The sequence below is a fragment of the Colwellia sp. MB02u-14 genome (genome assembly GCF_014076915.1).
Lineage (GTDB): Bacteria > Pseudomonadota > Gammaproteobacteria > Enterobacterales > Alteromonadaceae > Colwellia_A.
The window spans coordinates 36203-45682 of sequence record NZ_JACGUX010000083.1 but is presented as its reverse complement, the minus strand read 5'-3'; the positions used below and the strand labels follow the sequence as shown (position 1 = coordinate 45682).

Annotated in this window: 12 protein-coding genes; 4 read left to right on the top strand and 8 right to left on the bottom strand. The window is 36.1% G+C overall.

Features of this window, described 5'->3' with window-relative positions:
* Window positions 1-47: 47 nt before the first annotated feature.
* Window positions 48-1871: a fasciclin domain-containing protein gene (locus H4J52_RS15120; protein ID WP_310649988.1), complete on the bottom strand. Its 1824-nt coding sequence runs from the start codon at window positions 1869-1871 to the stop codon at window positions 48-50.
* 163 nt (window positions 1872-2034) lie between these two features.
* Here H4J52_RS15120 and H4J52_RS15115 point away from each other — a divergent pair, with 163 nt between their 5' ends.
* A complete protein-coding gene (locus tag H4J52_RS15115) occupies window positions 2035-2931 on the top strand; it encodes a TIGR01777 family oxidoreductase (RefSeq protein ID WP_182225076.1) in 897 nt (298 codons plus the stop codon).
* Window position 2932: 1 nt separating this feature from the next.
* Here the strand turns inward: H4J52_RS15115 and H4J52_RS15110 are convergent, their stop codons facing one another.
* From H4J52_RS15110 to H4J52_RS15090, 6 genes are all read right to left on the bottom strand, one after another.
* Window positions 2933-3493: a DUF3833 domain-containing protein gene (locus H4J52_RS15110; protein ID WP_259367868.1), complete on the bottom strand. Its 561-nt coding sequence runs from the start codon at window positions 3491-3493 to the stop codon at window positions 2933-2935.
* Window positions 3483-4034: a chalcone isomerase family protein gene (locus tag H4J52_RS15105; RefSeq protein ID WP_182225074.1), complete on the bottom strand. Its 552-nt coding sequence runs from the start codon at window positions 4032-4034 to the stop codon at window positions 3483-3485. Before H4J52_RS15105 ends, H4J52_RS15110 begins: the two co-directional genes overlap by 11 nt.
* Window positions 4027-4521: a DUF2878 domain-containing protein gene (locus tag H4J52_RS15100; RefSeq protein WP_182180936.1), complete on the bottom strand. Its 495-nt coding sequence runs from the start codon at window positions 4519-4521 to the stop codon at window positions 4027-4029. Before H4J52_RS15100 ends, H4J52_RS15105 begins: the two co-directional genes overlap by 8 nt.
* 446 nt (window positions 4522-4967) lie before the next feature.
* Entirely contained in the window at window positions 4968-5165 is a 198-nt protein-coding gene (locus H4J52_RS15095; RefSeq protein WP_182180937.1) for a hypothetical protein, read from the bottom strand.
* Between the two features lie 131 nt (window positions 5166-5296).
* Complete coding sequence (locus tag H4J52_RS20095; protein WP_259366685.1) at window positions 5297-5422, bottom strand: hypothetical protein; 126 nt, start codon at window positions 5420-5422, stop codon at window positions 5297-5299.
* A gap of 71 nt (window positions 5423-5493) precedes the next feature.
* Window positions 5494-6285 (bottom strand): PhzF family phenazine biosynthesis protein, encoded by a 792-nt coding sequence (locus tag H4J52_RS15090; RefSeq protein WP_182225072.1) that lies wholly within the window; start codon window positions 6283-6285, stop codon window positions 5494-5496.
* A 362-nt stretch (window positions 6286-6647) separates the two neighbouring features.
* Between H4J52_RS15090 and H4J52_RS15085 the strand changes: the two genes are divergently transcribed.
* Genes H4J52_RS15085 through H4J52_RS15075 form a run of 3 tightly spaced genes read left to right on the top strand, consistent with a single transcriptional unit; the run spans window position 6648 to window position 8973 of the window.
* The gene (locus H4J52_RS15085; RefSeq protein ID WP_182180939.1) at window positions 6648-7103 is read left to right on the top strand and encodes a c-type cytochrome; all 456 of its coding nucleotides are present in this window, start codon (window positions 6648-6650) and stop codon (window positions 7101-7103) included.
* A gap of 17 nt (window positions 7104-7120) precedes the next feature.
* Window positions 7121-8509: an MBL fold metallo-hydrolase RNA specificity domain-containing protein gene (locus H4J52_RS15080; RefSeq protein ID WP_182180940.1), complete on the top strand. Its 1389-nt coding sequence runs from the start codon at window positions 7121-7123 to the stop codon at window positions 8507-8509.
* Window positions 8510-8520: 11 nt separating this feature from the next.
* On the top strand, window positions 8521-8973 hold the full coding sequence (locus H4J52_RS15075; RefSeq protein WP_182180941.1) for a universal stress protein: 453 nt from the start codon (window positions 8521-8523) through the stop codon (window positions 8971-8973).
* A 239-nt stretch (window positions 8974-9212) separates the two neighbouring features.
* Here the strand turns inward: H4J52_RS15075 and H4J52_RS15070 are convergent, their stop codons facing one another.
* Window positions 9213-9476, bottom strand: coding sequence for a hypothetical protein (locus tag H4J52_RS15070; protein WP_182180942.1), 264 nt, complete (start codon window positions 9474-9476; stop codon window positions 9213-9215).
* Window positions 9477-9480: the final 4 nt, after the last annotated feature.

The following is a 9480-nucleotide window of genomic DNA, read 5'->3' as shown; positions in this document are numbered from 1 at the left end:
AATCTTTAATCTTTAATCTTTAATCTTTAATCTTTAATCTTTAATCTTTAATCAAGGATAACCGTATCGATAACATGAATAATACCGTTAGTTGTATAAATATCAGAAACAGCAATTGTTGCGCCGCCAATCATTAACATACCGGATTCTTCATCGATACTTATCCCAACATCCGTGCCAGATAATGTTGCTAACGTTCGACCATTCGCTGCGTAAGCGTCTAATGAACTTAATGTGACTTCGCCTACTACGTGGGTGAGTAACACCTTGGTTAAAGCAGTTGTATCAGCAAGAAGCGCATTTAGCACTGCGCTATCAATTTTGTCGAACGCGGCATTAGTGGGTGCAAATACAGTAAATGTCTTCGCTTCATCAGCAAGAGTATCGACTAAATTCGCTGCGGTAAGTGCCGTCACTAGAGTAGAAAATGTATCAGGGTCAGCTAGCGCGACATCTACAATAGAATCTGTAGGTGTACCTGACTCTGTTGGCGGCATAATAACGTTATCAATAACATGAATAATACCATTGTCAGCCATAACATCTGCTGTACTGACCTTCGCACCATTAACAAACAGGGTTGAATTGGTAAATGATAAAGCAATTTTATCTCCATTAGCTGCATCTGCCAAATTTGATGACGATTGAGCTAAAGTAATTGCGCCATCGGCTAAAATCTTACCTGGTAGTACGTGGTACAATAAAATATCAGTTAGTTGTGTGGTAGTTAAACTTTCAAGTGTACCTGCAGGTAATTTTGCAAATGCGGCATCAGAAGGGGCAAAAACGGTGTAGTCAGTGTCTAAATCGGCTAAAACGGTATCTAGATTAGTTGCTTGCAATGCTGCAACTAAGGTAGTGAAACTACCGTTAGCTACGGCAACATCAACTAAACTCATTGCTGGTGCAGGTATTTCAACATCACCGACAATGACGGCATCGATCACATGAATAATACCGTTAGTTGTATAAATATCTTTAATAATGATATTTGCCCCACCAAACGTTAACATATCTGTAATTGAATTTATCACTAATGGTATTTTAGCGGTTGATGCTGTCAAGACCATTGCACCATTAAGAGAATAGGCCGTAACAGAATCTACCGCTATTTCAGGCACAACGTGTTGAAGTAATATATTCGTTAATACATCAGTATTGTCAAGCAACGTACTTATCGTCGCTTCACCAATAAGCGCAAAAGCAGCGTCTGTAGGGGCAAAAACGGTAAAGGTTGCACTTTCATCAGCTAATACAGCGTCTAAATCTGTCGCTTGTAAAGCCGCAACTAAAGTCGTGAAATTACCATTAGCAATGGCCGTTTCCACAATATTCGTTGTCGGTACAATAACATCTGCAGGCGGCATTAAAACCGCATCTACTACATGAATAATACCATTGTCAGTTTGAATATTTGTCGTAATAACCGTTGCCGTATTAACAAGTAAATTATCACCCGATAAAGAAAGTCCCACGGAGTCACCATTGACCATAGTAACCGTTGTTCCTGCCAGACCGATGGCTGTAGCAGCGTCTACTTCACCACTAATAACATGATAAGTGAGAATGTCACTTAACCTGTCTGTGTCGGCTAATAAACCATTAATCGTGTTTTGACCGAGTAATGCAAAAGCACTGTCTGTTGGCGCAAAGACAGTAAAAGAAGCGCTAGTATCAGATAAAACACTGTCTAAGCCAGTAGCCTGAAGTGCCTCCACTAATGTGGTAAAGTTGCCGTTACTAATAGCTGCGTCTACAATAGTTACCTTAGGCTCAGGTAAATCGGGCGTTGCATTAGTATCTTTATCATTACAGGCTTGCAAAAAAACTAAACTTATAATGGCTACACTTAACATTTTAAAATATTTCACTGGGCTTCCCTTATATGCATATTGAATTAATTACCTTTAAACTTACGAGAGAAAAAAACCTGAGGATCATAAAATATTTATAAAAAAAATATAAATATTTTGTAGATCTAAATCGACAAAACACGCGTATTAACTTAGTTGTTTAAATAATTAGGATGTACTTATGAATTTTCTTATTACCGGTGGTACTGGCCTTATTGGTCAAGCATTGATCAAATCTATAAATTTTAAAGACAACACCGTCACGGTGTTGACTAGAAATATAGCAACAGCTTCTTTACGATTAACAAATGACATTAACTTTATTGACGAACTGTCACTTTCAGATATAGAACACAGCGATATTGTTATTAACCTTGCAGGTGAGCCTATTGCGGATAAACGTTGGACAAGAGAACAAAAAAATAAAATTTGTGACAGCAGGTGGAATATTACGGCACAGATAACCCATTTAATTTCTATCGCGCAAAAGCCGCCCCGTGTACTCATTTCAGGGAGTGCTATTGGCATTTATGGTCGACAAAACGATATGCCGATTGATGAAGACTTTTCTGATTTCCATCAAGAGTTTACGCATGATGTATGTGCGAAATGGGAAGAGAATGCACTAGCCGCTATCTCTGCTAAGACTCGAGTTGCCATACTACGTACCGGCATCGTTTTAGATAGGGAGTCAGGTGCGTTAGCTAAAATGATACTCCCTTTTAAATTAGGCGTTGGTGGCAAAATTAGTCACGGTGGTCAATTCATGTCTTGGATCCATCTAGAGGATATGGTTTCAGCAATTATATATATTATTGGCAATAACAACTTGGCAGGGCCTATCAATATAACCTCACCTAACGCAGTAACCAATGAAAATTTTTCAAAAGCCTTAGCTAAATCACTGCATCGCCCTTGCATATTAATGACTCCTGCTCCATTACTTAAACTTATATTTGGTGAAATGGCAGAGCTGTTACTTTTTGGACAAAATGTAGTTCCACAAAAGCTATTGAATAACGGTTTTACTTTTAAACATAGTGATATTGGACCAGCTTTGACTGATTTATTAAAGTAATTTAAGTCGATGGGCAGCTCTGGTTTATTGTTTCCTTATCAAAAAACAAAGTCACTTCAGCAACTTTAATACCGAATTTAGACATAGATGTTTTATTCATGACTCTATTTTCGTCAAGTTGATACATCCAATCGTCCATAGTAACTTGTGTGATGTCACCGTCTATATTTAATGATAATTCATATTGAAATTGAAAAGCGAACCCTTGATGTTTACCTATAGCCGTACCAACAACATCTTCTGCTGTACCGGTGTAGCTTCCGTCGGCTAATTTAGTTAGTTGCCAATTTCTATAGCTAATTTCGCCATTATTAAAATAAAACTTTTCTGCTAATACACCTTTATCATCTTTCCATGTGCCATTGATTTCAACACAAAATCGTCTTTTTACTTTATTAGAATAATCTTGGATCATTCCCCAAGCAATAACTTGACGGTCAAAATAAATTTTTATATCAAATGGTTTATCTGCGGTTTTATAGTCATTTAAGACAACAGAGCAACTAGAAATAAGAAAACAGGTTGTCACAAAAACTAAAGATTTCATCAATTTATTCATCATTTTTAATTCCTAATAATTCAAGCCGTAGCTTGGGTTCACTGGTTTTTTCTGATAGCCATATATCTAGAAAAAGTTGACTAAATTCTGGTTGGTTAATTTCACCAATAAGGTTATTGTTGAAATAAAAGACACTTTTGTTATTGTTAACATACAATGACAAACTATCTCCTTCTTTAATATCTGGCCATATTTTATGGAGTATTGGTAAATAAACCGCATATAATTCTGGTTCAACACCCAGATATTGCCATTGCTCAACGGTACGATTGACCAAGTCTTTACTTGAAATACCGGTAAGGTAATTGATTTGATAAATAAGCTTATCCTTATCTGTTTGAATAGGATAAATGCCTGTTGTGGTCAATAATTTACTTTTATAAAGGTCCCAAAATAAAATAGAAAATGTGGTTTCGCCAACGGATATATAAGATTGTTCTTGAATAATATTATCTAATGTATTTAATGGCTTAGCTATTGTTTGACCCAATATAAAGTTTTGTAAACTCAAGGTCAGTATTAAGTACACGTAAAACTTAGGCATGACTCATCTCTCCTTTCATAATTTTACCTTTCAAACAATAAAACAAAATAAACAAACCACCCCACACCAGCGCTAAAACAACATAGGTGATAAACATTGAGTAACCAAAATCAACCACCATAAATTTATAACCAGCAATGTAACTTAACGGTGAAATTAAACCTCCTACGGCCAATTGCAACATTTTTGAAGACGCTAAAAAATTAAGGCTATGACAAATAGTGGCAGCAAAACTTGCCCACAGCATCATTAACCAAAATGGAATATGAGAAGGTTCAAGAAAAATAAAAAGCGCGAGTTGCTGTAATAAAGAATCAACACTTATACCAATCACACTGACGACTACTATCAGTAAAAATTCTTTGTAATTTTTTGATTGAAAAAAAAGATGTGCAAGCAGCAATAAAAAAGCAATAGGGATAAAATTATTGCCCCAGTAAACCAAGCCAAACCAAGAAACATTAAAACCAATTAAATTAATTAACATAAATCAAACCTACAACTTTATCTTAGTATACGTACAAGTAAAACGATAAGATCTATTCATCACCTATTTAAGCCTTATTTTCAGGTAAAATTATTGGATAACTTACGCGTAACATTTTTTATTAATTTGTTCAGTGAATTAGACTCGCCATACAAACCAAAACATAACGCTTCCGATTCCTTTATACTTGCTCTGCTCTGATTAACTGAATCTGGGATCATCACTATATTTTGACTAATTGCTGAATTGGCTAACGTTTGCTCTTTAGCCGCTGTTGCTAAATGTATTCATTTGGGCCAGGTTCGCCATTTCTTGAACATGTTCAGATATAAATTGCACCTGAAGGGCAAAAAAAGAAAATTGTTTGAACATTTCGTAAGTAGTTCTAGAAACAAATTAAATTTTATCGCTAAGTGGGCTATTTCTTTATTTTCATTAACCTATAATCATACGGTTAAATCGCCATCATTTTCTGTTAATGCTGTTACAGTTTTAGTGAACCCATCAATGGGTTTAAAAATCTTACCCACTAAAACCTGCACAAATGCAAAGCTGTTCAAGACAATAACTACGTCTACAATAATATTTTTATTTATTGCATTAATGATAAGCACATACTGTTTTTCCTCATGTATTTCAGCCACTAAATACCAATAAAGAGCATTAGAGACGTGCTAGATATAACATGGTCTCTTCCGTTAATTTCAATATTATAAATAGCGCTATTGTTGATAGAGAGAAGTTCGAAGCGTTGCCCTATTTATGATTTTCTACCCTAAAGCATAATTGTTCCATGACCTGAAACTAAATACACAGCACCTAACTTACCAATACGATAATTTTTTACTCGGTTAGTCATAGAATCTAGTGAACGTCCGATACCAGCGACAGCGATTCCCAAACCACCCGCCTAGACAAAGTGCAAGTTATAAACTCGTAAACGTAAACTCTACAGGGACGTTCGCATTCCCACTAAACCGTAATTTCACCGACTAAGTATTGAATGGCTTTACCTGATATATAAACGTTGTCATCTGTTATAAGAAATATTAATTTTCCTCCTCGGGCAGAAGCTTGATAAGCGACGAGTTCTTTTTTGTTTAATTGCTCAGCCCAATAAGGTGCTAAGCCTGTATGAATTGAGCCCGTAACAGGGTCTTCATCTCCACCATTTGCAGGCCAAAAATATCGAGAAACAAAATCATATTTGCTTGATCTTGACGTTACCACAACGTCATAAGGAGCAAGTTGTTTCAACTGCTCACTATCTTGTTCAACGCTAAGTACATCTTCTTCTTTTTCATAAACAACAAAATATGCTTGGTCATTTAATAAAACGTTCACGGGTTTAATCGACAAACCATTCAACAGCCCACTAGGGATTTTATCAACGACTGTAGGTTTTTTATTAGGGAAGCACATTTCGATAGCACCGTTGTTATTTTGTGTCACCGATAAACTGCCCACCGCTTGTGCAAAAAAAGTAATTTTATTCACATCGTTATTATGAGCAAAAATAACAAATGAAGCGGCAAGTGTTGCATGCCCACAAAAGTCAATTTCTGTTATCGGTGAAAACCAACGTATTTCATACTCTTTACTATTGATTTTTTTAACAAATGCCGTTTCTGAAAGGTTGTTTTCAAAGGCAATTGATTGCATAAGATCGCTTGAAAGCCAATTTTCCGTGATAATTACCGCGGCAGGATTACCTTTAAAAAGTTCATCAGTAAATGCATCTATGATATTAATTTTTAATTCCATTGAAAATAATCCTCCTGAGTATTACATGGGCTAATGGTATTATTCAGATACAGGTAAAATAAAGAAAATCATCAGTCCTGCGCTCAATATATAATTTCGCTACTCGTTTATTAGTTATGTCTATTGGGTTGATCTGTATCAATGTTTTTCAACATAAATTAGAGTTATTCATTGAATGTAACTAGACTAAAATTCAGCCTGTTAGTAGATAGTACACAATAAATTTTGTGTGATATTTCTACTAGAAAGACTTTATGAAGTCAAATAGCCTGATTTTATGATTGTTCACTCTTCCCTACAAACAATTAATGAGTGTGGCTATATTTTTTAATCATTGGAACACAAATAACTAAGGATAAACAATGAAATATACGCTCTCAACTTTATTTATCATGATGCTATTAACGTTAGCTAGTTGTGATAAAGGTGCTGATTCCCCGCGAGGCTTTAGCTTGCCTAAAGGTAATATGGAAACAGGAAAAGCCGTCTTTTTAAAATTTGAATGTTTAGCTTGTCATACACTCAAAGGCGTTGAAGACCCAAATGTTGTCAAACAGCTTGATATGTCAATTGTTCTTGGGGGCGAGAAAACTAAAATTGTTACTTATGCTGAATTAGTCACTTCAATCATTAATCCTTCTCATAAATTTTCGCCCCTTCATTTCGCTAAACAAAAAACACCTGAAGGTAAATCAAAGATGAAAGTTTTTAATGATGTTATGACTGTAAGTGAACTTATTGATTTAGTTTCATTTTTACAAAAAAATTACACCTTATCCCCTTATAAGCAAACCAAATATCAGTATTATCCTCAATAGTCATTACAGGAGTTAACATGAATATTAAATTCTTTGGCGCCACTCGAGAAGTCACAGGGTCTTGCTACTTGGTGCAAGTAAACAACAAAAACATACTGGTAGAATGTGGTATGTTTCAAGGCTCTCATGAACATGAAAAACACAATCATGATCCCTTCCCTTTTGAGGTAAGTGAGTTAGATGCCGTAATCGTTAGTCATGCCCATCTTGACCACACCGGTCGATTACCGCTACTTATCAAAGAAGGATTTCATGGCGCTATCTATACCCATAATGCGACCGTAGATTTATGTAAAATCATGTTAATCGACTCAGGCTACATTCACGAAAAAGAGGCACGGTGGGAAAATAAAAAACGCGAACGTAAAGGCTTAAGCTTAGTCGAACCTCTTTATACAACAGCAGAAGCCGAAACTACCTGCCAGTATTTTAAAGGTCTTAGCTATGATAAAGCATTAGAGATATGTGAAGGCGCAGAACTAACCCTTAGGGATGCGGGTCATATTATTGGTTCTGCCATTCTTGAATTAACCCTTGTTGAAAATGGCATTAGCAAAAAGATAGTCTTTAGCGGTGATTTAGGCCATAAAAACGCTCCTATCTTACGTGATCCCTTTATCGTTAAACATGCTGATCTTGTCATTATGGAGAGTACTTATGGCGATAGATTACATCGAAAATGGGATGATACTTGGCAAGAAATGGGAGAAATTATTGCTAAGGCTAAAAGTAGCAAAGGGAATATACTCATTCCTGCTTTTACCGTAGGACGAACGCAAGAATTACTTTATGAATTTAAACAGCATTTCGACCAATGGCAGCTAGGTGACTGGCAAATTTTCCTTGATAGTCCTATGGGGATTAAAGCAACAGCGGTTTACGCAAAACACCATGAGGTTTACGATGCAAAAGCCGAAGATATTAAACAAAAAGATGAGGGATTATTCAACTTACCTAATTTACATATGTCAGAAAAAACTGAATACTCGATGAAAATCAACCAAATATCCTCAGGCGCAATTATTATAGCAGGTAGTGGTATGTGTACAGGAGGCAGGATTAAACACCATTTTAAACATAATATTTGGCGCGAAAGTACCCATGTGATTATTGTTGGCTTTCAAGCAAAAGGAACATTAGGACGATCGCTTGTTGATGGCTGTGAATACATTAAGTTATGGGGTGAAAAAATACAGGTTAAAGCAACTATTCATACCATTGGTGGATTTTCTGCCCATGCTGACCAACAAGGCTTACTCAATTGGTATCAAGGTTGTGAAAATAAACCACCCGTAGTCCTTGTGCACGGAGAAGGTGAAGCTATGGATACACTTGCCCAAAAATTAAAACATCAACACCAAGTCAATGTTACACAAGCAAGTTATAAGCAAAATATTATTATCTAAAGGAGATCATTATGTACAAACATATTTTATTTGCCACAGAACTTACTGAAGATAAAAGCCTTGTCGAAGCTAAGGTAATGGCGTTACAGAAATTAACCCAAGCAAAATTGAGTGTTATTCATGTCATTGAGCCTATACCAAGTGCTTATTATGGCGGTGTATATGGTGTTATTCCTGACATAAACCCTATTGATAATATGAGTACGACAAACGCATTAGAAGAGCGAGCTAAGCATGCCCTAAAGCCATTAACCAAAAGGCTGAATATTCAAGAACAAGACCTGCACATACCTATCGGACATACCAGCGGTGAAATATTATCTTTTGCCAAAAAAGAAAACGTTGATTTGATTATAACCGGTAGTCATGGCGTGCATGGTTTGCAATTACTGCTAGGCTCTACCGCGAACGCTGTTTTGCATGGCGCAAACTGTGATGTGCTCGCTGTGCGACATTCAGACTAAAATAGTCGGCCAAAAAGGTGTTTTTTAATCCTGAGTGCTTAACGCCTTTATATAGACGTATATAAAGCGATTTTTTAAGTAGATATATCGTTAATTCATCTGGGGTTAAAAGTTGATGGTCTGAACATTACTGACATCAATATCACCCCATAATAACCGGTTCATATCTAATTAAAGAGGAAAGCTAACGTTATACTTTCCTTTATCATGTCAGTTATACATAACGGGAAAATACGGTGCTAACTGGACTTTCTCTTGGATAAAGTGAAGTTTGCATAAAAAGTTGTCACTACGCCCACAATAAGCGAAAGCATGGCTAAACCGAACAGTGCATTATCTTGAGATTCAAAAGCTAATAAATATAAACTTAGCGTAACCAGAAGTAGACCGACAAAAATAAAAATTTGAGGGTGCGAAATTATGAGTCCCTTAGGATGGATGTTTTTTGCCGTATGCGATTTTGAATGAGCTGAAGCTTTTCGTTTGTGCTTATTTGTTGGCATCACC

Bases quoted from the DNA above. Each gene is read 5' to 3' on its own strand.
- H4J52_RS15115 (WP_182225076.1), top strand. From the start codon at position 2,035: ATGAATTTTCTTATTACCGGTGGTACTGGCCTTATTGGTCAAGCATTG.
- H4J52_RS15110 (WP_259367868.1), bottom strand. From the start codon at position 3,493: ATGATGAATAAATTGATGAAATCTTTAGTTTTTGTGACAACCTGTTTT.
- H4J52_RS15105 (WP_182225074.1), bottom strand. From the start codon at position 4,034: ATGCCTAAGTTTTACGTGTACTTAATACTGACCTTGAGTTTACAAAAC.
- H4J52_RS15100 (WP_182180936.1), bottom strand. From the start codon at position 4,521: ATGTTAATTAATTTAATTGGTTTTAATGTTTCTTGGTTTGGCTTGGTT.
- H4J52_RS15090 (WP_182225072.1), bottom strand. From the start codon at position 6,285: ATGGAATTAAAAATTAATATCATAGATGCATTTACTGATGAACTTTTT.
- H4J52_RS15085 (WP_182180939.1), top strand. From the start codon at position 6,648: ATGAAATATACGCTCTCAACTTTATTTATCATGATGCTATTAACGTTA.
- H4J52_RS15080 (WP_182180940.1), top strand. From the start codon at position 7,121: ATGAATATTAAATTCTTTGGCGCCACTCGAGAAGTCACAGGGTCTTGC.
- H4J52_RS15075 (WP_182180941.1), top strand. From the start codon at position 8,521: ATGTACAAACATATTTTATTTGCCACAGAACTTACTGAAGATAAAAGC.
- H4J52_RS15070 (WP_182180942.1), bottom strand. From the start codon at position 9,476: ATGCCAACAAATAAGCACAAACGAAAAGCTTCAGCTCATTCAAAATCG.